This is a genomic window from Desulfosporosinus sp., from assembly GCF_014237355.1.
In the GTDB taxonomy this organism is placed as follows: Bacteria; Bacillota; Desulfitobacteriia; order Desulfitobacteriales; family Desulfitobacteriaceae; genus Desulfosporosinus.
The window spans coordinates 13,881-36,014 of sequence record NZ_JABZFS010000061.1; the positions used below are offsets into that span (position 1 = coordinate 13,881).

At 41.4% G+C, this 22,134-nt stretch carries 20 protein-coding genes and 3 tRNA genes; 22 read left to right on the forward strand and 1 reads right to left on the reverse strand.

Translation table 11 applies throughout. From position 1 onward, the window contains the following. The first annotated feature begins 137 nt into the window (after positions 1–137). Both HGJ98_RS12925 and HGJ98_RS12930 read left to right on the forward strand, forming a co-directional pair. A complete protein-coding gene (locus HGJ98_RS12925) occupies positions 138–1,091 on the forward strand; it encodes an EamA family transporter (protein ID WP_291351826.1) in 954 nt (317 codons plus the stop codon). Positions 1,092–1,178: 87 nt separating this feature from the next. Further along, a complete protein-coding gene (locus tag HGJ98_RS12930) occupies positions 1,179–2,174 on the forward strand; it encodes a deoxyguanosinetriphosphate triphosphohydrolase (protein WP_291351827.1) in 996 nt (331 codons plus the stop codon). Between the two features lie 169 nt (positions 2,175–2,343). Here HGJ98_RS12930 and HGJ98_RS12935 read toward each other — a convergent pair whose 3' ends face one another. After that, the gene (locus HGJ98_RS12935) at positions 2,344–2,916 is read right to left on the reverse strand and encodes a GerMN domain-containing protein (protein WP_291351828.1); all 573 of its coding nucleotides are present in this window, start codon (positions 2,914–2,916) and stop codon (positions 2,344–2,346) included. A 334-nt stretch (positions 2,917–3,250) separates the two neighbouring features. On the opposite strand from HGJ98_RS12935, the gene dnaG reads away from it, so the two are divergent. From dnaG to HGJ98_RS13035, 20 genes are all read left to right on the forward strand, one after another. Continuing rightward, positions 3,251–5,101 carry a DNA primase gene (gene dnaG / locus HGJ98_RS12940; protein WP_291351829.1) on the forward strand — a complete coding sequence of 617 codons (1,851 nt, stop codon included), beginning with the start codon at positions 3,251–3,253 and terminating at the stop codon, positions 5,099–5,101. Beyond that, a complete protein-coding gene (gene rpoD / locus HGJ98_RS12945; RefSeq protein WP_291351830.1) occupies positions 5,091–6,281 on the forward strand; it encodes an RNA polymerase sigma factor RpoD in 1,191 nt (396 codons plus the stop codon). Before dnaG ends, rpoD begins: the two co-directional genes overlap by 11 nt. A 112-nt stretch (positions 6,282–6,393) precedes the next feature. Further along, positions 6,394–6,468: transfer RNA gene (locus HGJ98_RS12950), tRNA-Asn, on the forward strand. Between the two features lie 20 nt (positions 6,469–6,488). Continuing rightward, positions 6,489–6,563 (forward strand) — tRNA-Ile (locus HGJ98_RS12955). Between the two features lie 119 nt (positions 6,564–6,682). Beyond that, positions 6,683–6,757: transfer RNA gene (locus HGJ98_RS12960), tRNA-Val, on the forward strand. 239 nt (positions 6,758–6,996) lie between these two features. Continuing rightward, positions 6,997–7,965, forward strand: a complete 969-nt coding sequence (gene phnD, locus HGJ98_RS12965) for a phosphate/phosphite/phosphonate ABC transporter substrate-binding protein (RefSeq protein ID WP_291351831.1) — start codon at positions 6,997–6,999, stop codon at positions 7,963–7,965. Beyond that, positions 7,962–9,434: a sensor histidine kinase gene (locus HGJ98_RS12970; RefSeq protein ID WP_291351832.1), complete on the forward strand. Its 1,473-nt coding sequence runs from the start codon at positions 7,962–7,964 to the stop codon at positions 9,432–9,434. The genes phnD and HGJ98_RS12970 overlap by 4 nt, the downstream gene beginning before the upstream one ends. After that, on the forward strand, positions 9,418–10,065 hold the full coding sequence (locus HGJ98_RS12975) for a response regulator (protein ID WP_367142732.1): 648 nt from the start codon (positions 9,418–9,420) through the stop codon (positions 10,063–10,065). Before HGJ98_RS12970 ends, HGJ98_RS12975 begins: the two co-directional genes overlap by 17 nt. A gap of 334 nt (positions 10,066–10,399) precedes the next feature. Next, entirely contained in the window at positions 10,400–11,314 is a 915-nt protein-coding gene (gene nrfD / locus HGJ98_RS12980; RefSeq protein ID WP_291351834.1) for an NrfD/PsrC family molybdoenzyme membrane anchor subunit, read from the forward strand. Between the two features lie 42 nt (positions 11,315–11,356). Then, positions 11,357–13,891: a molybdopterin-dependent oxidoreductase gene (locus HGJ98_RS12985; RefSeq protein ID WP_291351835.1), complete on the forward strand. Its 2,535-nt coding sequence runs from the start codon at positions 11,357–11,359 to the stop codon at positions 13,889–13,891. Positions 13,892–13,921: 30 nt separating this feature from the next. Next, the gene (locus HGJ98_RS12990) at positions 13,922–14,608 is read left to right on the forward strand and encodes a 4Fe-4S dicluster domain-containing protein (RefSeq protein ID WP_291351836.1); all 687 of its coding nucleotides are present in this window, start codon (positions 13,922–13,924) and stop codon (positions 14,606–14,608) included. Positions 14,609–14,810: 202 nt separating this feature from the next. After that, the gene (locus HGJ98_RS12995; protein WP_291351837.1) at positions 14,811–15,398 is read left to right on the forward strand and encodes a molecular chaperone; all 588 of its coding nucleotides are present in this window, start codon (positions 14,811–14,813) and stop codon (positions 15,396–15,398) included. 175 nt (positions 15,399–15,573) lie between these two features. Beyond that, complete coding sequence (locus HGJ98_RS13000; protein ID WP_291351838.1) at positions 15,574–15,882, forward strand: metalloregulator ArsR/SmtB family transcription factor; 309 nt, start codon at positions 15,574–15,576, stop codon at positions 15,880–15,882. An 85-nt stretch (positions 15,883–15,967) separates the two neighbouring features. Continuing rightward, on the forward strand, positions 15,968–16,972 hold the full coding sequence (locus HGJ98_RS13005; protein ID WP_291351839.1) for a permease: 1,005 nt from the start codon (positions 15,968–15,970) through the stop codon (positions 16,970–16,972). Between the two features lie 98 nt (positions 16,973–17,070). After that, positions 17,071–17,310: a thioredoxin family protein gene (locus HGJ98_RS13010; RefSeq protein WP_291351840.1), complete on the forward strand. Its 240-nt coding sequence runs from the start codon at positions 17,071–17,073 to the stop codon at positions 17,308–17,310. A gap of 334 nt (positions 17,311–17,644) precedes the next feature. Further along, positions 17,645–17,983 (forward strand): metalloregulator ArsR/SmtB family transcription factor, encoded by a 339-nt coding sequence (locus tag HGJ98_RS13015; RefSeq protein WP_291351841.1) that lies wholly within the window; start codon positions 17,645–17,647, stop codon positions 17,981–17,983. A 20-nt stretch (positions 17,984–18,003) separates the two neighbouring features. After that, positions 18,004–19,080 (forward strand): ACR3 family arsenite efflux transporter, encoded by a 1,077-nt coding sequence (gene arsB, locus HGJ98_RS13020; protein ID WP_291351842.1) that lies wholly within the window; start codon positions 18,004–18,006, stop codon positions 19,078–19,080. Positions 19,081–19,094: 14 nt separating this feature from the next. After that, the gene (locus tag HGJ98_RS13025) at positions 19,095–19,502 is read left to right on the forward strand and encodes an arsenate reductase ArsC (RefSeq protein WP_291351843.1); all 408 of its coding nucleotides are present in this window, start codon (positions 19,095–19,097) and stop codon (positions 19,500–19,502) included. Positions 19,503–19,633: 131 nt separating this feature from the next. After that, complete coding sequence (locus HGJ98_RS13030) at positions 19,634–19,939, forward strand: hypothetical protein (RefSeq protein ID WP_291351844.1); 306 nt, start codon at positions 19,634–19,636, stop codon at positions 19,937–19,939. A gap of 399 nt (positions 19,940–20,338) precedes the next feature. Next, a complete protein-coding gene (locus tag HGJ98_RS13035; protein ID WP_291351845.1) occupies positions 20,339–21,997 on the forward strand; it encodes a thiamine pyrophosphate-binding protein in 1,659 nt (552 codons plus the stop codon). The last annotated feature ends 137 nt before the right edge of the window (positions 21,998–22,134 follow it).

Here is a 22,134-nt window from a genome sequence, read left to right on the forward strand (position 1 = left end):
AGCAAAAAGATTATAAACCCTACAATACGATACATGAAGATGTTTCACTATTATAAACATTCATTTTACTAATTTATAGGTTAAGATTATAATTTATTATTGGTAAAAAGTGCTGGGGCATAACGAGGAAGTGCAAAATGCTAGTTGTCAAAAATGTTAAATCCCAAACCCCCATAGTTTCAGCCTTATTAGCGGTCTATGTTTTCTGGGGCGGAAGCTACCTGGCTATGAAAATAGCAATCGAGACAATTCCACCGTTTATCCTTGGAGGAACACGATTTGTCGCAGCAGGTCTGATACTATTCATATGGGAAATTTGTAGAGGACATAAAACACCGACAAAATCACAGTGGCTATACGGCACTTTTTTAGGTATTATAATGGTGTTCATTGCCCAAGGGGGTATTATATGGGCACAACAATTTGTACCTTCGGGAATAGCGGCCATAATCTTCGCTACGGTGCCATTATGGATGACCTTAATTTCTTGGTTATTGCAAGGCGCAAAGCGACCTAATAACTTTGTAGCATTTGGATTGGTTCTTGGGTTTTTTGGTATGGTTTTACAAGTGAAAAGTTCCCTCTTAGGGGTGTCTGTAAGCCAAGGTAGTTGGATGGGGTATATAGTGCTTTTTTTGGCAGCAATCACATGGGCCTGGGGATCAGTCTATTCCCGTGTTTTCCCGCAACCGGAATCGCCTTTTATGTCCATAGCATTACAAATGATTACTGGTGGAGCCTTCTTTTTTGTAGTAAGTCATTTTGCAGGTGAATGGAAACAATTTGATATCCTTTTAGTATCTTTTGATTCTCTGTTTTCTCTGGGGTACTTAGTCTTTTGTGGTTCAATCATTGGCTTCAGTTCCTACATTTGGTTACTTAAAGTCGCCGATACAGCGTTGGTTTCTACATATGCCTATGTAAATCCTGTTGTCGCAGTATTTCTCGGTTATACTCTAGCGGGTGAACCACTTACTTTAAATGATGCTTTGGTTGCGGTGCTGATCTTAACTTCTGTAATAATAATTAGTAGAAATAGTATGGAGAAACAAGCTAGCACCTTATCAGAAGCTGCTGGTGCTAGCCAGTAATGATATCTATTAGAAAAGGATTCCCTCAGTCGACACGAATTTGTCTTTAGCAGTGTGCTAAAATAAAAAAGACAAGGGGGAATCGAGATGAATCAGATTCTAAATATTCGTCAACGGACTGAAGTGGAAGAGGAAGAGCGGCTTTCGCCCTATGCTGCAAAAAGCAAGGATGCCAAACGTGAGCGCCAAGAAGAGGAGTGTCCGATTCGCACAAAGTTTCAACGGGATAGAGATCGAATTTTGCACAGCAAACCGTTTCGTCGTCTTAAACATAAAACCCAAGTCTATATTTCCCCTGCCGGAGATCACTATCGAACTCGTATGACACACAGCTTGGAAGTCTCCCAAATATGCCGAACCATCGGGCGGGGGCTTAAATTAAACGAAGACCTCATCGAAGCTATTGCCTTAGGGCATGATGTTGGTCACACTCCCTTTGGACATGTCGGGGAGGAAGCGTTAAGGCGAATTATCAACCATTTCGAACATAACGAACAATCGATCCGAATTCTAAAGGTCCTAGCCAACGAGGGTGAGGGATTAAATCTTACGGAATCAGTCCTCGACGGAATTTTGAATCACACCGGGGAAGGGATTCCTAAAACCCTTGAAGGTCAGATCGTAAAAACGGGGGATAGGATTGCTTATCTTTGCCATGATTACGATGATGCCTTACGAGCAGGACTGCTGACCCAAAGCGACTTGCCTGAGACCGTGAAGCAAATGATGGGTGTGAAACCAAGTGATATGATTACCAGGATGGTGGTAGACATGATCGAGGCATCAAGCGGTCAAGATCATATTAGACAATCCATCGAGATTAATAGTGCTATGCAGGAATTTCGGCAATTCATGTTTGAGAGGGTCTACAATAGTTTGAATCTACGTGAAGAGCGGCGTAAGGGGCAATACATCGTCCAGGCTCTATTTGAATATTATAACCAAGATACTAATAAATTGCCTCAAAACTTTTTAGTTTGGTCAAGGGGCGATAAAACTCAGGCGGTAGTTGACTATATATCTGGGCTAACAGATAATTATGCAATTGATCTTTTTTTAAGATTATTTGTTCCTCGCAAGTAATTCTTAGGAGGATCCGTCGAAAATGATCAAAATTAACACAAAAAGTGGTTGAGAGTAAGCCTCAACCACTTAATTTATTGGATTAATAAAGTATAAGTTTCGGGGAACAGAAGTAAAATAAGGCTATGACTATAATAGTGTAGGGGTATCCGTTCAGGTATTAGTTAACTTATGTGGATTTAATAATCAAGCTCTCATTACGTTTGATGGGAACTCTTGTATCTAAATGGCCAAGTATACCATCGTGTTTGTCGCCAGCTAAGAGGAATTGAACGCTGGAGACATTTGGCAGCGCGGTCAATGTGTTCACGATACTATACATAGTCATTTGTTCACCAGCGGAACCTCCGCCAAAGTTCGCTTTAAATTCTGGGGAGAGATTAATGGATGCTATTCCATCGGCACTGATAGTGGCGTTAAGAAGCTTTGTTCCTGAGGGAAGTGGTTTTTCTAGTCCAGAAGGAGGATTGTCCAACTCTATAAATATAACGTTAATAACTTGTTGATCCTTTACCTCGACGGTTCGATCCGTGGGGATTAGGCCTGTTGCCTCTGAGTTAGGAAAATAAAGGGTTAATTTTACGGATTGTGAGGTTGGCTCGGGAGTTTTCGCAACGGGAGTTGTTATATTGTCGGTTGGTTTTTCAGCTTGAGTTTTGGAATTACATCCGGTTAGAAGGCCTCCTGCTAAAAACAAACAAACGATTGTTAAAATGATAGTGCTAAAGGATCGTCTATACATAACGCAACCACCTTCTTGATTTCTTAGCTCCTGTCCTTTATATACTACCATGATTTTCAAATGTACGAAAGGGCAGGTCGGTGCTTCTCCCTCTCAAGTAAGTTGGTCAAGTTAGAACTTATTGGCTAAAATAATTGTCGAAACAAGCAGGTATTATCGCTAAAAAAGAAGAATTAGTATAATTGAGAATAGGTATTTTACCCTTTCTAAAAACAGATTCTACGAATCAAGAACTAAAAAAGAGGATTTTATGAAGTTTCGGCGAAAGAAATGTATAAAGTAAGGGTTGACAAAATAAATAATATGTGGCTGAAAGTTGAAAGGCGCTAGAGACGTGGACAATAGACTTCATCAAGAATTTATGCCGGAAGAAGTAATCGAGGAAGTGCGATCACGCACGGATATCGTTGAGGTTATATCTGAATATGTCAGCTTGCAGCGTAAGGGGAAAAACTATTTAGGACTTTGTCCTTTTCATGGAGAAAAAACACCCAGTTTTACCGTAACCCCTGAGAAACAAATGTTTTACTGTTTCGGATGCAACGTTGGTGGAAACGTCTTTTCATTTCTTATGAAAAGAGAGAATTGGACGTTTGTTGAGAGTGTTCAGAGTTTAGCGGCTAGATATGGCGTGTCGCTTCCAGAGAAAGAACTGTCTCCGCGTGAACGGGAAGTAAATCGACGTCGACGGCGTTTTGAAGAGATCCATGAATTAGCTACCAACTACTTTCATGACCTTTTAATAAAAGCCCCTGAAGGTGAACCAGGACGACTCTATTTTGCAAAGCGTGGGGTTGATCTGGAGACCATGAAACGCTTTCGTTTAGGTTATGCCCCTGAGGGTTGGAATGGGTTAATAAATTATATGCAGGAGCGAGGGGTTCAGCCGCATGAATTAGCAGAAAATGGGCTAGCCTTAGAAAGAGGGGCACAGGATAAAAGAGGAGGATATTATGATCGTTTCCGTAACCGAGTCCTCTTTAGTATTCTAGACCGAAGAAACCACACCATTGGATTTGGTGGTCGAGTTTTAGATGATTCACTACCCAAGTATCTAAATTCCCCAGAGTCTACTTTTTTTAATAAGGGGCATCACCTCTATGGGATGCATCGAGGGCATCAGGGAATACGTGATAAAGGGTTTGCTTTATTAGTCGAAGGTTATATGGATGTTATTGCGTTGCAAAATGCCGGTTATCCAAATGCTGTTGCTTCCTTAGGGACAGCGCTAACGAGGGATCAGGCAAAACTCTTGAGACGGTATACTCAGCACGTTGTCCTTCTCTACGATTCCGATGAGGCCGGAATCCAAGCAACTTTAAGAGGGGGAGAAATTCTGCGCGATGCGGGAATGCGCTTGGACGTCGCAACGTTGACAGGAGCAAAAGATCCTGATGAGTTTTTGAAACGTTATGGTGTGGAGGACTTTCAAAAAGCATTAAGTCAGGTTTTGACCTATGTTGAGTTTAAATATCGGACGATTGTTAAGGAAGCGCCGCCGCAGAACATTCAGGAAAAAGCAGAATTAGTCGTTCAACTAGCTCCAGACATTTTGAAGGTTCGCAGTCCAATCGAGCGAGAAGGGTACGAGCGTTTCTTAAGTTTAGAACTTGGCCTTACTTTGGAAGCAGTACAGCGCGAAATGGCTAGACTGGAACAAAAAAAACCTAAAAATGTGGATTTAAAAGAATATTCTCAGCAAAAACAGGTTAGTTCTGGAAAAAATAGAGATAATATTAAGGATGTAATTTTTTGTAAAGGTGATACTCCCCCCCCTTCACCAACGGTTTATTTAGGGGTTTATCGGGCAGAGCGTATGCTTTTACGATTGCTTATAGAAGATATTTCAAATTTGCCGAAAATCAAGGAAAAACTAGGAGAATCGTTTTGGAAGGTATCAGACCATCAACAAATCTTTGATTATCTCAATCAGGAGGGCAGATTGCCTGCACATAGCGAAGAAACGGTTCAGAGCCGTTTGGCTAGCTTACTCCTGGAAGAGTTAGATATATCCCAAACTGAGAGGCTTTTAGAAGATTGTATCAAAGGTATTCTTTCTACTCAAGAAGAAGAAAGGGTCGAAGATCTTCAAGCCCGTATGGCAGCTTTAGAAAAATCCGGTGACATGGCAGGTGCTATGGCTCTGTTGAAAGAGATAGGAGAGCGGTTGAAACGTGGCGAATAGTAAGGTTATAGGCACCAAAACGAAGGATCCGAGGGAAGGTGGGGGACAGGTGAACGAACAGCAAAAAATTGACAACGTCCAAGCCCTCATTTTAAAAGGAAAAAAGAAGGGATCTCTAACTTACCGAGAGATTATGGACGCTCTTCAAGGGATTGAACTTTCCGCGGATCAAATTGATGATATTTATCAACAACTTGGGCGGATGGGAATAGATGTGGTGCCAGAACCTGGAGAAGTTGAACTGGAACTATTAAATAATGTTAAAGTTGATGAAGATGATGACATCGTGGAGGATCCGGAGGATGACGTAGAGGAAGAAGCGGAAGTGGATCTTACCGTGCCCGAGGGGGTAGGTATTGATGATCCTGTTCGTATGTACCTCAAAGAAATCGGACGAGTTCCCCTGCTCTCAGCGGATGAAGAAATAGAATTAGCAAAGCGAATGGAAGAAGGGGACGAGGAGGCAAAACGCCGATTGGCAGAGGCTAATCTGCGTCTAGTTGTGAGTATCGCAAAACGCTATGTTGGGCGGGGTATGCTTTTCTTGGACTTAATTCAAGAGGGTAATCTCGGTCTTATTAAGGCTGTAGAAAAATTTGATTATGTTAAAGGGTTTAAGTTCAGTACCTATGCCACATGGTGGATTCGCCAAGCCATTACCCGGGCTATTGCTGATCAGGCTCGGACAATTCGAATCCCAGTGCATATGGTTGAAACGATTAACAAGCTCATTCGGGTTTCAAGGCAACTTTTGCAAGAATTAGGGCGAGAACCAGCTCCAGAAGAGATAGCCAAAGTCATGGATATTCCCGTCGAACGGGTACGAGAAATTATGAAGATTGCTCAAGAACCCGTCTCCCTAGAGACTCCTATTGGAGAAGAGGAAGACTCGCATCTGGGCGATTTTATCCCAGATGACGATGCTCCAGCTCCGGCAGAGGCTGCTTCGTTTATTCTCTTAAAGGAACAATTAGAAGAGGTTCTAGAGACATTGACTCCACGGGAAGAGAAAGTGCTTAGATTGCGCTTTGGACTAGATGATGGTCGAACAAGAACCTTGGAGGAAGTCGGACAAGAATTCGGGGTTACTCGCGAACGGATTCGTCAAATTGAAGCAAAGGCTTTGCGGAAATTACGTCATCCTAGCAGGAGCAAAAAGTTAAAAGATTATTTGGAGTAAGTTATATACAGACCTGTAAAAGATCTGGAAAGAAAGAATTACCACAGAAATTTTTTTAGTAAAGACTTGACTATAGAGCGTGAATTACGTATAATAACCCGTGCAAGAGCATTCCTCGATAGCTCAATGGTGGAGCAACCGGCTGTTAACCGGTAGGTTGTAGGTTCGAGTCCTACTCGGGGAGCCATTTTTTCAGATGCCTAGCAAGGGCCCATAGCTCAGCGGTAGAGCCCCCCGCTCATAACGGGTTGGTCCTAGGTTCGAATCCTAGTGGGCCCACCAATTCGAAATTCGAGGTAAGAGAATCGAAATTCGAATGTGGTGGGTATTCTTATTTTTGTTACAATGTACATAATTTACCGACGGCTATAGTAGGAACTGAACGTTGCGCATTTTCATTAGGGCGATTAGCTCAGCGGTAGAGCGCATCCTTCACACGGATGAGGCCACTGGTTCGAGACCAGTATCGCCCACCAGATATAGGCAGGGACTAAGGATTGTAGAAAAAGTCAAAATTAGTTAACATACTGGTGTTAGCACCTCCTTTTCAAGGGAGGTGCTTTATTTATTAGAGTTTGTGAGCCCTTTAGGCTCAACTTGTGGCGCTGGCAGGACTGTTCCTTCTTAGCGCTTAATTCCTTCCTCTATGCTGGAGTAAACATCCTCTAGCTTAAACTCTACAATTAAGCTATCATTAGGATGAGGAGGCAGAAATATGTTAGATAAACAATTTACTCGAAGAGAAGCTATTTGGATTGGAGCCCTTGGCCTTTTACAGCTGGGTATTCTCACTTCCGCTTCAGTGGGATCGTGGGATTTCGAAGGCAAAAGCGACAAGCCTCAAATAAATTTTTCTGACGTTAAAGAGCCTCCTAAAAATTTAGAACAAGGCAAAAATCTCGAAGTTCTCAGAGTAGCTGTTGCCTCAGTAATTTCACCAATGGAAAATGTTAATCTGTATGAAGATTTATTGAATTTGCTCGGAGAGCGTGTCCAGAAACAGGTCCAGATGGTGCAAAGGCAAAATTACAGTGATACCAATAACTTAGTCGAAAGCGGAAATGTCCAAGTAGCTTTTATTTGTTCTGGTGCTCTTTTGGGAAAGGACAAGCAAGAGCAGGCTGATCGTATTCTTGTTACCCCTGAAATTGCGGGTTCAGCTACCTACCGATCCTATATCATTGTTCCCTCAAACTCTTCAGTCCATTTCCTCTCAGATCTCAAAGGCAAAACTTTTGCCTATACAGATCCACTTTCCTTCTCCGGACACATTGCTCCTCAATATATGATAAAGAAAGCTGGGTATAATCCGGCCGCCTTTTTTGACAAAACAATCTTCACTTACAGTCATGATAACTCGATTAAAGCAGTTTCCGAAGGAGTCGTTGAAGGGGCAGCGGTAGATAGCCTGATTTACGATCTTACCATTTCCCGTCGCCCTGAGTTAATGGATAAAGTTAAAATAATTGATCAATCTGAAGAAGTAGGTAATCCTCCTGTCGTTGTTTCCTCTCATACAGATCCAAAACTTCGAGCCCTTATTAAAAACGTACTCTTAACTCTTCATTTGGATGAAGAAGGAAAAAAGGCCTTAAAATTTTTGGAGTTTGAACGCTTTGTCCACCCGAATTTATCACTCTATGATAGAGTCTGGGAAATGTCCCGAGAGGTGGGCTTGAGTTGAGGACTCGTATGCAGAAATTACTATCGTTACCTCATTCTGTACCCTTGAGAATCAAGATAATGGGGATTGTGATTCTTTTTGTCTCGTTGCTAGGACTTATCGTGATTATGGAAACCCGTTCCCATATGAAACAGGTTTTAAGCGAACAATTAGAGAAACGAGGGGGGGCCATTGCCAGTGATGTGGCTTCCAGAAGTACAAACCTTATGCTCGTTGGAGACACGTTTTCCCTCTACGAGATTGCAAGAGGACTATCTTCTCATTATGAAGATGTTCGCTATCTGCTCATCTTCGATAAAAATGGTCACCTAGTCGTTCACAGTTTTAAGGAAGGAATTCCTAACGGACTTTTGGATATAAGGCCCATTCCAGCTGACCCTATAAGTAACGGGACCATAACCCTAGAATCGGAAGAAGGGGAAATCCTAGATATTCTTGTTCCAATAGCCGAAGGTAAAGTAGGTTGGTTAAGACTAGGTATGTCTGAGATTAGCCTTTATCGAAGTGTAGATCAACTATCTCAGCTGCTTCTCATTACAACTGTTGTTATATCCTTGTTTGGTCTTGTGGGAGCTTTGGTAATCTCCCATTTAGTAACAAAGCCGATTCGAGATTTAGCTACAGCAAGCCAAGGGATTGCCCGCGGAGATTATAGTCAAAGGGTTTCAACTCTCGGAGCGGATGAAATTGCAAATTTGGGAGAAACCTTTAACTTGATGGCCTCTAGTATCGAGCGCTATACCAAAGAACGTGAAGCTCTTGTAGAAGAGTTGCAGGATAAAGAAGCAGTACGTCAAGAATTATTAAAAAAAGTAATTTCTGCTCAGGAGAATGAGCGTAAGCGCATCTCTCGTGAACTTCACGATGAAACAAGCCAAAGCTTAACCTCTCTTATTATTGGGCTTAAACTGTTAACTGAGCTAGACGCCCCTAATAAGAGTCCTAGTATGGCCTTAGAGCTTAAAGATCTCGCATCCTCAACCTTGCAGGAAGTTCATCGTTTAGCCGTCGAACTTCGCCCTACTGTACTCGATGACATGGGACTTATCCCGGCTGTAGAGCGCTTCGTGAATTCCTTTACTCGTCAATACAATATAGATGTAGACTTGCATGTGCAAAACAAACTAAATAAACGTCTCCCAGGAGAACTCGAAATCACACTTTACCGTATCGTTCAAGAGGCGTTAACCAACGTAGCAAAATATGCTGAGGCACTGAATGCTAGCATTCTCCTCGAACTAAAACCGGATCTGGTGAACCTCATAATCGAAGATGATGGCTGGGGTTTTGATGTTGATCAAACTCTCGAGTCAACTATTAGAGATAACCATCTAGGTATAGCTGGGATGAAAGAACGAACTGCTCTTTTAGGGGGAGAATTCACCATTGAATCATCCCCTGGCCAAGGGACGACGGTTTACGTCCGGATACCTGTGGAAAGGAGAGATGTTAGTGGATTCAAAAATTAGGCTTCTCCTCGCAGATGACCACGCAGTATTACGAAGTGGACTTAAGATGTTGTTGAACTCTCAAAAAGATATGGTCGTTATTGGAGAAGCGAAATCCGGATTAGAAGCAATTACGCAAGGGAAAGAGTTAAACCCTGACATTGTTTTACTCGATATTTCCATGCCTGGAATGAGTGGACTTGAAGCTTTAGAAAAAATCAGAAAAAATAGTTCGGCTAAAGTTCTCATGTTAACGATGCATGCCGATGAAAAATATTTACAGGAAGCATTACAGGTAGGGGCTAGCGGCTATGTGCTTAAACAAGCCGCCGATACCGAGTTGCTTCAGGCAATCAGGGATGTTGCTAAAGGAGAAATTTATCTCGACTCCCACCTAGCCCAAAATCTAGTAAAGTCAATTTATCTTTCGGAAAGGGAAAGTAAGCATTCAGATTCGGTTTTAACTGAGCGAGAAAAAGAAGTATTGAAGCTTGTAGCATTGGGATATACGAATAAAGAAATTGCAGAATCTTTACAGGTGAGTGTGAAAACCGTAGAAACCCATAAATCAAGAATGATGGAAAAACTTCGCTGTCGTAAACGTTCTGATCTTGTCCGATTCGCGATTGATAATGGGTATGTATCTACCTAACTAACCCAATTTGTTCACTATGAGTGCTTTTTCACATATCACTTTCTTCAAAAAAGAGTTGTTTTTGTCTCTCTAATAGTTATAAATTATTTTTTGCTTGTTTCCATAAAATACCCATGTAGGGGTTTTCCCTTACAAGGGTATTTTTGTTTTGTAATAAAACCCTGTTAGAGCAACAGGTTGCAAAGAATTACTGCATGGATAACTAAATTTCCATCTTCCTATGTAGGTGAAATCCCTGATTCATCAGGGGTTTCTTACTGATTTACCTTTGTATTAATATCCTTGATAATAACATTAATGAAACAAATCACTAATCAAGGAGGTTAAATGTATGGAATTTCATGCTCCATGGGACATCCGTGTGACACTGGACCTGTTCCTCGGGGGGTTGGGAGTGGGATTATTTCTCCTTTCAATTCTACTCACGGTCTATGACAAAGACCGCTATCACAAACTTGCTGCAATAGGGGCTTACTTAGCGCCCGTATTGGTAGGCGGAGGAATTCTATTTCTCCTCACAGAACTTGGTCGCCCCGCACGTTTTATTACAACCCTTTATAACTTCAATCCTCAATCTATGACATCTTGGGGAGGTCTTTTCCAAACGGTCTTTATGGTACTCTCGGTTATTTACGCTTGGCTCTACTTTAAAAATAACACCAGCGGATCATTATTTAAGATGATCCTTGGAGCGGGTACTGTATTTGCCCTTTTAGTTGGGGGTTATCATGGCCTATTACTCTCCTCTCTCGGTCGTCCACTTTGGGTTGGAGGAATGGTTGTCGCTCTATTCCTGGTCTCTTCCGTATTAGGAGGCACTGCACTCCTCATTCTAATTAAAGAACTTGGAGTATCTTTCGGGGTACCACAAAAGGTCGGAAGGGAAATTGCTGCCGCCTCTGATGCTAAAGGATTTAATTTCACCGTGCTATTCTGTATTTTAAGTGCTGCTCAACTGATTCTTGTACTGAGCTGGCAAATCTCCCTCAGTCGTGGGGCTCTAGAGACTTCTACAACAGCAACCAGTCTCATGGATCAATTCGGTGGATTATGGATTGGTCTAGTCATCCTCGGTGGTTTGGTTCTTCCGCTCCTAGGTAGTCTCTATTCACTCATCAAAAACAAGTCCTCAGAAATGTCAAAGGGATTGGCCCTTACTCTTTCTACACTCGTCATTGTTGGAGGATTTACATTTAAGCATATCGTTCTCATAGCTGGTCAAATAAAACTTCCCTTTATGTTTTAAAAACTACTTCTGATCTCATAAAAATAAGCGAGGTGGATCTCAATGGAAATTACACGTAGAAGGTTTCTACAAGCTTCAGCGGCAACAGGGCTTCTTGTTGCGGGAACAACAGGTTTTCCAGCCCTCAAAGCTTTAGCTCAAGGTGAAAATACATCGGCATCCGATGAAGGAAAATGGCTAAGTACCGTTTGTCAAGGGTGCACAACCTGGTGTGCCATGCAAGCGTATGTAGTTGAAGGCCGGGTTACCAAAGTAAGAGGAAATCCGAACAGTAAGGCAAGTCATGGCAAAGTTTGTCCACGCGCTCATCTGGCCATTCAACAGATGTACGATCCAGACAGAGTTAAAGTACCCATGAAACGTACAAATCCTAAAAAAGGACGCAATGAAGATCCTAAGTTTGTTCCCATCACCTGGGAAGAAGCAATTGATACCATTACAGACAAGATGATGGAGCTTCGCAATAATAATGAACCCGAGAAGTATGTTCTCATGCGGGGACGTTACTCGGGAATGGCAGATATCTTGTATGATGCAACCACTAAAATCTTCGGTTCTCCGAATAACATCTCTCACAGTGCAATCTGTGCGGAAGCTGAAAAATTTGGTCCCTATTATACTGAAGCCTACTGGGACTATCGGGATTACGACTTAGCCGAAACCCAGTATGTTCTTCTCTGGGGAGCAGACCCTGTTGCCTCTAACCGACAAGTTCCCCATGCCATTAATATGTGGGGTAAGGTTCTAGATCAAGCCACCGTTGTGGCAATTGACCCTCGCCTATCTGCATCGGCTGCCAAAGCTCAGGAGTGGATGCCGGTTATTCCAGGGGAAGATGGTGCTTTAGCTGTAGCTATTGCTCATGTCATTCTCAGTGAGGGATTATGGAATAAAGAGTTTGTTGGGGATTTCAAAGATGGAGCTAATCTCTTTAAAAAGGGAGAACCCGTTTCTGAAGATATGTTTGAAGAAAAACTTACCTTCGGAATCGTTAAGTGGTGGAATCTCGAATTAAAGGATCGTACTCCGGAATGGGCTGCAGAACGGGCTGGAGTACCCGCCGAACAAATCATCCGTGTTGCTAGAGGATTCGCTAAAGCTGCACCCCGCGCTATTTCTTGGTTATCACCTGGAGCTTCGATGCAAGTCCGCGGAGCCTATACAGCAATGGCAACCCATGCTCTAAATGCCTTGGTTGGGTCTGTTGAAAATATTGGAGGAACCTTGAGGAGCTCAAGTGTTCCAACAGGAAAAGTTCCAAGTTATGAAGCCTACCAGGACGATCTTTCCAAAAAGGGGACTAAACTCAAGAAGATTGATCAGCGTGGAACGAAGGAATTCCCTGCTTTAAAAAGCGGAAAGACGGGCGGAGGCGTTGTAACGAACCGCGTCGCTGATGGTATGCTTGACAAAAATCCCTATGAAATTAAAATGGCTTTAGCATACTGGTGTAACTTCCCCTTCTCCTGTTCAGGTGCACAACGATGGGAGAAAGCTCTAGAACAACTTCCCTTCCTTGTTCATATAACAACAAACCCTTCCGAAATGGCACAATATGCTGATATTGTCCTCCCAGCAGCGTTTCACGCCTTTGAAAAGTGGGCCTTTACCAAAAGTAAGGCCAATAAGATTGCTTTTGCCTCGATTCAACAACGCGTCGTGGAGCCCATTTGGGATGTGCGAATTGATGAAACAGAAATTACCTGGATGATTGCCGAATCGTTAGCGAAGAAAGGCTTCCCTAATCTCCTTGATTATTTTATGAAGGAGGTAAAAGACCCCGAATCAGGTAAGTCGCCAACAACCCCCATGGAATTCAACATGGCTTTGCTTAAGCAGTTAACCCAGAACGTGTGGGATCCTAGTAAAGAGAAAAAAGGAGATACCCTTAACGGCTGGCAGGATTTCGTTGATAAAGGGGTCTGGAATTCTGTTGAACCTGATTATTTCAAAAACTGGGATAAATTTGGAACCGAAACCAAGAAGTTCGAGTTTTACAGTGAGACCTTGAAGAAGGCTCTTAATGGGCATGCCGAAAAGAACAAAACAAACATTGATGATGTTCTGCAGGTAACCAAATACCAAGCCCGTGGCGAACTTGCTTTTGTCCCTCACTACGAAGAACCGTTCCGTTGGGGAGAGGAATCTGAATATCCCTTCATTTTCTTCGAGCATCGCTCAAGGCTTAATCGTGAAGCTCGCTCAGCAAATACTCTTTGGTATCAGGAATTTAAGGACGTCGACCCAGGAGATGAGGCCTGGGATGATGTTGCTAAAATTAATCCTGTCGATGGTGACAAGCTGGGCATTAAAACCGGGGATAAAATCCGTATTACCTCTCCAACCGGGAGTATTACTTGTAGTGCAAAGCTGTGGGAAGGGGTTAGGCCGGGAACAGTTGGTAAGTGCTTTGGTCAAGGACACTGGGCCTATGGTAAAATCGCTGCTCTAGATTACGGAAAACGAACTCCACGAGGTGGAAATAACAATGAAATTCTCCCGGCTGACTATGAAAGATTAAGTGGAAGTACCGCCCGCCATGGTGGAGTGACCCGAATCAAGATCGAAAAGGTGTAAATAAACCCTAAAATGCGGAGGTGAATAACAATGGCACGATACGGAATGGTAATTGATTTGCATAAATGCGTCGGGTGTGGAGCCTGTGGCATAGCCTGCAAGAGTGAGAATAACGTCGATCAGGGAATGTTCTGGGCTCATCATCTAAAGCGAACAACGGGTGTATTCCCTAATGTAAACTATGAGTATGTACCCACCCTTTGTAATCATTGCGATAATGCTGCTTGTGTAAAAGCATGTCCCACTAAAGCAATGTATAAGGATGACAAAGGCCTGACCCTGCATAATCCTGATAAATGTATTGGGTGTAAGAGCTGCATGCAAGCTTGCCCCTATGATGTCATTAACTTTAATTCTAAAGAACCACATATTTTCTGGAGAGACACGACAACCCTTATTGATAAAGGGACGTCATCTGGGCAGGAGACCGCTCAAAAGACTGGGCAAAAACTTCCCTACTATAATCCTGAACGCGCTACAACTTACGCCGGAATTCGTCCCAAAGGAGTCGTCGAAAAGTGTACCCTCTGTGATCATCGCCTAGCCAAAGATGAACAACCTTACTGCGCTTATTCTTGTCCCTCCGGGGCAAGAATCGTCGGGGACTTCGATGATCCAGCGAGTGAAGTCAATAAGCTAATTGCCCAGTATGGTTACAAACAGTTAAAACCCCATGTAGGCACTAAGCCTAAAGTGTTTTATATTCGTCACTTTTAGGAAAGAATAAGCTTCAGTAGAAGTCTTGGTTTAAGCTTAAATACTTTTATGTTATACACCTGGTGTTGGCTTAAGGGAAAGCAACTGAAGGCAGGAATTTCCCCATAAAGTATAAAGCTGCAAACGGGTCAGAACGGCCCGTTTGCAGAATCCTGTTGGGAGCAGGCTAGTCGAAATCAAAATCGAAAGGTTGGGGTGATTTATGACCTCTCCCACATATACTCAAGATTTAACTCAAACAGCGAATGTCTATAAACTGATTTCCCTTCTTTATGGTCCCCCTACGGATGGGTTGGAAGAAATACTAACTCTTTCAGAGCAGACTCTAGTGAACCTTAAACCTGAACTCATTCCTATAGTAAATGAGATGAAAACCCTATCTGACAGCAAATCAAAGCTTGAAGATTTAACAGTAGATTATGCCAAATTATTTATAGGCCCTTTTGATCTCTTAGCACCTCCTTATGGCTCTGTCTACTTGGAAGGTCAGCGTCGAGTCATGGGGGATTCTACCGTTAAGGTATTACAGTTTTACCGTCAAGCAGGGCTGAATTTATCCGATGAGTTTAAAGAGCCTCCCGATCATATTGTAACTGAACTTGAATTTATGTATTACCTTATTGCTAAACACATCGAAACAGGTGACAAGCAGTGGTTAGTAATGAAGGAAGAGTTTTTTAATAATTTCCTGAGCCCGTGGATCAAGGATTTCTCAATTAGAATTCTAGAGAATGCCAGAACGGTATTCTATAAGAATTTGGCCCAATTAACGTTGGGATTAATCTCATAGTAATTTTTGTGATCCTCAAATCTGAAATGAATATTTCTCAGAATACTCCCAGAAAAGTCTGGGAGTTTTTTGGCGATTGTATCATTTGACAGGTACAGAGGGATAACATATAATAAATTCACCATATTAGATATTTCTAATATAATAAATAATCGAGGTGAGAGAATTGTCAAATATGGGCAACCAACTTATTTCAAATGTATTTAAAGCTTTGGCTCATCCTACTAGAATTCAAATAGTTAAGCTATTAAGAAATGGTGAGCTGTGTGTATGTGATATCCTACCTAATCTTGATTCTGAACAGTCAAACACCTCTCAGCATCTTACAGTATTGAAGAATCAGGGTATTGTTGAAAGCAGGAAAGACGGATCTAAGGTTATATACTCAGTAAAAAACAAGGAGGTTTACGAAATGGTTGACCTTGTTGAAGCAATTATTCTTCGTCAAATTGAAGAAACAAAGACTTCATTATCAAATAGATGAGGTTCTGAACAAGAACTTACGGCTAAGAAATAAAGGTGTAATATGAGGAAAGCCAGATAAGTTTGACTTTTAAGGGGATGATTGTTTGTTTATTTTTGAGTGGTTAAATAATCAATTACTTAGAATGGAGTGGCTTTATGATTTAGTACAGCGTTTGGTAGAAAACCTTTTTGGGTTAAGCATCCAGGATCGATTAGGTGGAAGCATTCATTTCTATATATATGATGTCATAAAAATCTTCATATTGCTTTCAGTCTTAATATTTACAATTTCATATATCCAAAGTTTTTTCCCGCCTGAGAGAACCAGAAAGATATTAGGTAGATACAATGGAATTTCAGCAAATATATTAGGAGCTTTACTTGGAACGGTTACACCCTTTTGCTCGTGCTCCTCCATTCCGTTGTTTATCGGCTTTACTAGCGCAGGCCTGCCGATTGGAGTCACATTTTCCTTTTTAATATCCTCTCCGCTTGTAGATTTAGCATCCGTTATTTTGCTTGCCAGTATCTTTAACTGGAAAATTGCCATAGCTTATGTGGTTGTCGGAATTGTCCTTGCAGTAATTGGAGGATCAATTATTAGTAAAGCAAAGCTCGAAAAGTATGTAGAACCCTTTGTCTTTGGCAATAAGGTACTTGATGTCGAACAAGAAGAGCTGACGATTCGTGAAAGAATGGAGTATGCAAAAGATCAGGTCTTAGAGATTATTAATAAAGTATGGCTCTATATTCTCATCGGGGTTGGTATAGGTGCAGCCATCCACAATTGGATTCCAGAAACCATTATTTCAGCGGTCCTTGGCCAGGATAAATGGTATTCGGTTCTATTAGCTACCCTTGCTGGTGTGCCAATGTATGCTGATATCTTTGGAACCTTGCCGATTGCTGAAGCCTTAGTATTAAAAGGGGTAGGAATCGGAACCGCCTTATCCTTTATGATGGCTGTAACAGCACTTTCACTGCCCTCTATGATATTATTAAATAAAGTTGTGAAGATAAAACTTTTAGCGATCTTTGCGGGGATTGTTACTCTGGGCATTCTTATCATTGGATACTTCTTCAATGCCGTTGGTTATCTGTTGATGTAGCGGAACATCTTTTAGACTAGTGGAAACACTACTTGTGTTAAGTGCCTGTTATAGGTTTTGTTTGGGATTATAAAAAAATAATTAGGGAGTGGATTATTATGATCATCAAAATTTTAGGTTCTGGATGTAAAAACTGTGAGACCTTGAAAGCAAATACCGAGAAAACATTAAAAGAGACGGGCATACAAGCGGAAATTATTAAAGTCGACGATCTTCAGGAGGTTATGGCCTATGGGGTAATGTCAACTCCGGCCTTAGTCATTGATGAGAAGGTTGTTTCCGTTGGTAAGGTCTTGAAGCCAAAGGATATAGCTAAGATTCTTGAAACTTATAAGTAAGATGGAGGAGATTCCTCGAACTGGTAAATACCGTTAGAATATTGCTGATAAAGAAGCCTTCGAAAAAGGGCTTCTTTTTTAGCCTATCAGACTTTCATGCTGCATGAGCAGCATCATTGAGAGATGGAAAAATTATATTGGGTCAAGATACTTCACTCGTTCAGGATGACATAGCGCTTAAGTTTCTTTCATAGCAAAGACATGTATAGTAAAAAGACGCGTAGTGTTTTTTTATAAGCCTAAATGATATTCTCTTTTAATACATTATGGTGTATAATACTCATATAATCGCTTAAGCGAATATAAGAATATAGATTAGAAAAGAGGTGAATTAATGGAGAACCTGTTAGATGCACTGAAGGCTCTATCCGATGAAACACGGTTAAGGATTTTAAACCTATTATTCGAAAAAGAACTCTGTGTTTGTGATATCATGGAAACCTTACAAATATCACAAGCTAAAGCATCAAGGCACCTAATTTATCTGAAGAATGCCGAATTGGTGAAAGACCGCAAACATGCCCAGTGGGTCTACTATTCGTTGGCGATAGATGAGCGTATAAAGTTTATAGATAGCTTGGTCTATGACAACTTGAGGAATCTAGAACTATATCAGAACGACCTACAAAACTTAAAGGATTGGTTAAAGCGCAAGACAATGAACTGTGAATAGATTTAGGGAGGATGATTTAAGTGGAAACTACTGAAAAATCCAGGTTATCGTTTTTAGACAGATTTCTGACACTTTGGATATTTATCGCTATGGCAGTCGGTGTTTTAGGTGGGTATTTCTTTCCTGACTTAGCAAAGTCACTGGGTGAATTCAGCACCGGAACAATATCATGGCCGATAGCTGTAGGTCTTATAATTATGATGTATCCACCTCTTGCCAAGGTAAAGTATGAAGAGATCGGAAAAGTGACGCAAAATAAAAAGATATTTTCCTTCTCACTTATCCAAAACTGGATTATTGGACCTATCTTAATGTTTGTGCTGGCAATTTTGTTCCTTGGAGATAAACCTGGTTTTGCAATTGGACTTATTATCATAGGGCTTGCTAGGTGTATTGCAATGGTTATTGTTTGGAATTCCCTGGCTAAAGGTGACAATGAATATTGTGCTGCACTGGTAGCGCTTAACTCTATCTTCCAAATTCTTTTGTACACCGTCTATATTTATATCTTTGTGACACTAATACCTAAGTGGCTGGGACTTTCCTGGGGAGGTCAGGTCGTGGATATTTCCATGTGGGAAGTAGCAAAGAGCGTCCTTATTTATTTGGGTATTCCTTTTGCCGCAGGTTTTATTACAAGATTCAGCTTGATAAGAATTAAAACAAAAGAGTGGTATGAAAAGGTATTTATTCCAAAGATCTCTCCCTTAGCTTTAATAGCACTGCTTTATACCATTGTTATTATGTTTATAACCAAAGGAGAGCAGATTATTAATAATCCTGGAGATGTGGTTAGAATTGCCATACCTATGTTAATTTACTTTGCCATTATGTTCTTTGTTAGCTTTTATATGTCCTTTAAGGGCGGTTTCAGATATGATCAAACGGTAACCCTTGCTTTCACAGCTGCAAGTAATAATTTTGAACTTGCCATAGCAGTTGCCGTTGCAGTCTTCGGGATTGCATCAGATGTGGCTTTCACTGCTGTAATCGGTCCTTTAGTTGAAGTGCCGGTTATGATCGCCCTGGTAAATTCAGCACTCTTTTTCAAACGCAAGTTTTTTAACGAAAATAGCCTGCCAAAGCATGGCTTTTAAAGGAGATTTAATATATGTCTCAGAAGATAAAAGTTGCCTTTATTTGTGTTCATAACTCCTGTCGGTCACAGATGGCAGAGGCAATATCAAAGCTCATTGCAGGGGATGCCTTTGAGGCCTATTCAGCAGGAACTGAAACCAAGCCACAGATTAATCAGGATGCAGTTGCAGTGGTCAATGAACTCTATGGAGTAGATATGAACCAAACTCAAACCTCAAAATTGCTTTCCGACATTCCATCAGTCGATGTGGTAATTACCATGGGATGTAACGTGAATTGTCCGTTTCTGCCCTGTAAATACCGGGAGGATTGGGGACTGGATGATCCTACAGGTAAGGAAAAGAGTGAGTTTATTAAAACTGCCCAAATAATCGAACAGAAGGTTATCGATCTAAAAAGTAGAATAAACAATTTGTGGTAGGGGGCATGCCCCCTACCGCTCTAAAAGACAGGCGAGATGTCAGAAAGGGTCAGAATGTATTTTTGATGTTGGCCACGGGAATGTCTTGCTCCTAATAATGTGTTATAATTATTTATTAGGGGGGCAGTGACATGATAACCTTATCTTCAAAAATTGAATTCGTAAAGTATCTCAGGGAGAAGTTGTTCGGTAAATATCTCAAGTGTATAGAAATACTTGCTGTTGTGGAGTGTACTCTGGATTTTGGGGTTGTAGGGAATATTGATGTAGCAGACGATAAGGTCTCAGTATGGAGTGTAGAAAACGAAGTATTTTGGATCAACTTAGACGATGTTATTAATGTAAATTACAACCCCACTGAAGAGGATGTATGCTTAGTGATTGAAGCTAAGAATGACGTTAAAGTCCAGTTTTATGTAGAAGAGACGGTCGAATAAGGAAAACTATATAATCAATAAAAAGCTATCTATGGAGATAAAAGGTATTGCATATAGATCGTATTACATGATAGAATATTACAACAAATAGTTTAAGGCGAAACGCCTTTTTCTTTTAACCAATATATGAAACAACGTTTTATATATTGAAACAAAACTTTTTGCTGTGAAAGTCCAATCTCGAAAGTTCTAATGATCATCAATGGGTAAATGATGCACAAACTAGGGTTGAATTAAGCAAGCCCGTTGTCATGTATTATGGTACTGGAAAGAGGAAACGTAGTATCGGCATTAAGTAAAACGTTGTTTTAATATATGAAACCGAGACTTGATACAAAGTTGACAATAGAAGTGATTTGCTTGCTTAGTCTTAAAAAACATCTAAAGGGGGAGACAGATATGACGATTTGGGGAACCGGAGAAAAAGTAAAACATTATTTTGCAGATGAGCTTGTAAAAGAAGTCGAAATCACAGGGGCACAGTTCCTAGTGAAATTTTTAGAACATAAGGGAGTAGCCCAAGTCTACGGTCTTCCAGGAGCAACGAATCTTCCCTTGTATGAGGCGGTCCTCGAAGGGGAATACATGCGCATAATTAATGTTCGTAATGAGCAGACCGCAATATTTATGGCGGATGGCTATGCCAGGTCTACCGAAAAAATTGGGATTTGCACCATTGCATCTGGTTCAGGTGCAACTAATTTACTGACTGGCTTTTATAGTGCTAATGAGGATTCAGTTCCTCTAATTGCCTTTATAGATTTTCAAGAAGTCCAAGACGGAGGAATTGTCGAAAGGGCTCAATCAGTAACTAAAGCTACTTACCTTGTTACAAAGGCATCTGATTTACCCAAGGTAATGAGTGAGGCTTGGAAAGCAGCTAATCAGGGCAGGAAAGGCCCGGTCTTAGTTAATCTCCCTTTGAAGGTACAAAAGGAATTTTTGAAAATTAACCTTGAGAATTACTTAGTGAAGGAAAATGCAGAGCCTGTTAGAGCAATGCAAGTCACAGACAGCCAGCTAGAACAAGTGTATACGTTGATTAAAGAAGCACAAAACCCTGTTCTTATGGTTGGTGGAGGAGTTGCTCTTGGGAGTTCCGGTGAAGACCTTATTGACCTGGCTCAATTACTTCAGATTCCTGTAGTGTCTTCTCTCATGGGCAAAGATTGTTTTCCGAATTATCATCCTCTATATGCAGGAATGGCAGGGACTATGTGCCAAACACCCCTTGGAGAAAAAACCCTTCTAGGAGCAGATCTTGTTTTGAATTTAGATGGGGGGATTAATAGTTGGAGTGCGGAAAAAATCAATTGCTTAAAAGAAGGATGTAAGATCATTCATATCAGAGCGGATCAAAAAGACGTCACGGACCAGAACTCAACGGAATTAATGATCACTTCAGATATCAAGAATTTCCTTCGCAAGCTTAGTAGATTTATTCGCGACCGTCAATATGAACCTAGTAGAGAGGCTCTAGAAAGAATTGAATTACTTCAAATCGAACGAACCAGAATAGACCGTCTGAGGGATTTGGGGTATGGTCCTCTCAAACCAGAGCAGGCGATTGTCGAGGTTCGCAAGGGGCTCCGACCGGATGCTATCGTGACCTTAGATCACGGATTAAGCCAAATCTGGGCCAATCAATTACATGAGGCCTATGAACCTCGAACATTTTTAATTACAGATCGAGCTGCTGCCCCAGGGTGGGGCCTTGGCGCGGCAATGGGCGCTCAGCTTGCTTATCCAGAACGTCAAGTTGTAAATGTCGTCGGGGATGCGAGTTTGAGTGTGTCCCTTCAAGAGCTTGCCACGGCTGCAAAGCACAATATCCCGGTGGTTGTGGTTGTTTTTCAAAGGGGGCTAGGTCTTGCCGCTGTTGCCAAAGGAATGGGTGTTGAGGCTGAATTAGTTGAAAAGCCTAAGCAGATCACGGATGCCTTAGCACGAGCATTTAGTGCCTACCGTCCTTACCTAATCGAGATCCTAGTCGATCCAGGCGCACAATCTTCGGTCGGTTTCCCTGGAACGATGAACAGTGTTAGGGAAGTATCCTAATTTATGGTGCAGTATAGAGAATCGTCCTTAGAAAGGTCTTCAATGAAATATTAAAGATAGTTCCAAGAAAAGGTGGGTAGGTTAAATCTATCCACCTTTTCTTTAAGTCAAAGTGAGTTCAGGAGTTTTCTTTTTGG

Excerpts from the sequence above, each read along its gene's own strand:
- HGJ98_RS13030 (WP_291351844.1), top strand. The coding sequence starts at position 19,634 with ATGATAACCTTATCTTCAAAAATTGAATTCGTAAAGTATCTCAGGGAG.
- HGJ98_RS12930 (WP_291351827.1), top strand. The coding sequence starts at position 1,179 with ATGAATCAGATTCTAAATATTCGTCAACGGACTGAAGTGGAAGAGGAA.
- HGJ98_RS13025 (WP_291351843.1), top strand. The coding sequence starts at position 19,095 with ATGTCTCAGAAGATAAAAGTTGCCTTTATTTGTGTTCATAACTCCTGT.
- HGJ98_RS12985 (WP_291351835.1), top strand. The coding sequence starts at position 11,357 with ATGGAAATTACACGTAGAAGGTTTCTACAAGCTTCAGCGGCAACAGGG.
- HGJ98_RS13010 (WP_291351840.1), top strand. The coding sequence starts at position 17,071 with ATGATCATCAAAATTTTAGGTTCTGGATGTAAAAACTGTGAGACCTTG.
- nrfD (WP_291351834.1), top strand. The coding sequence starts at position 10,400 with ATGGAATTTCATGCTCCATGGGACATCCGTGTGACACTGGACCTGTTC.
- HGJ98_RS13000 (WP_291351838.1), top strand. The coding sequence starts at position 15,574 with ATGGGCAACCAACTTATTTCAAATGTATTTAAAGCTTTGGCTCATCCT.
- phnD (WP_291351831.1), top strand. The coding sequence starts at position 6,997 with ATGTTAGATAAACAATTTACTCGAAGAGAAGCTATTTGGATTGGAGCC.
- HGJ98_RS13035 (WP_291351845.1), top strand. The coding sequence starts at position 20,339 with ATGACGATTTGGGGAACCGGAGAAAAAGTAAAACATTATTTTGCAGAT.
- HGJ98_RS12995 (WP_291351837.1), top strand. The coding sequence starts at position 14,811 with ATGACCTCTCCCACATATACTCAAGATTTAACTCAAACAGCGAATGTC.
- HGJ98_RS12990 (WP_291351836.1), top strand. The coding sequence starts at position 13,922 with ATGGCACGATACGGAATGGTAATTGATTTGCATAAATGCGTCGGGTGT.
- HGJ98_RS13015 (WP_291351841.1), top strand. The coding sequence starts at position 17,645 with ATGGAGAACCTGTTAGATGCACTGAAGGCTCTATCCGATGAAACACGG.
- HGJ98_RS12935 (WP_291351828.1), bottom strand. The coding sequence starts at position 2,916 with ATGTATAGACGATCCTTTAGCACTATCATTTTAACAATCGTTTGTTTG.
- HGJ98_RS12925 (WP_291351826.1), top strand. The coding sequence starts at position 138 with ATGCTAGTTGTCAAAAATGTTAAATCCCAAACCCCCATAGTTTCAGCC.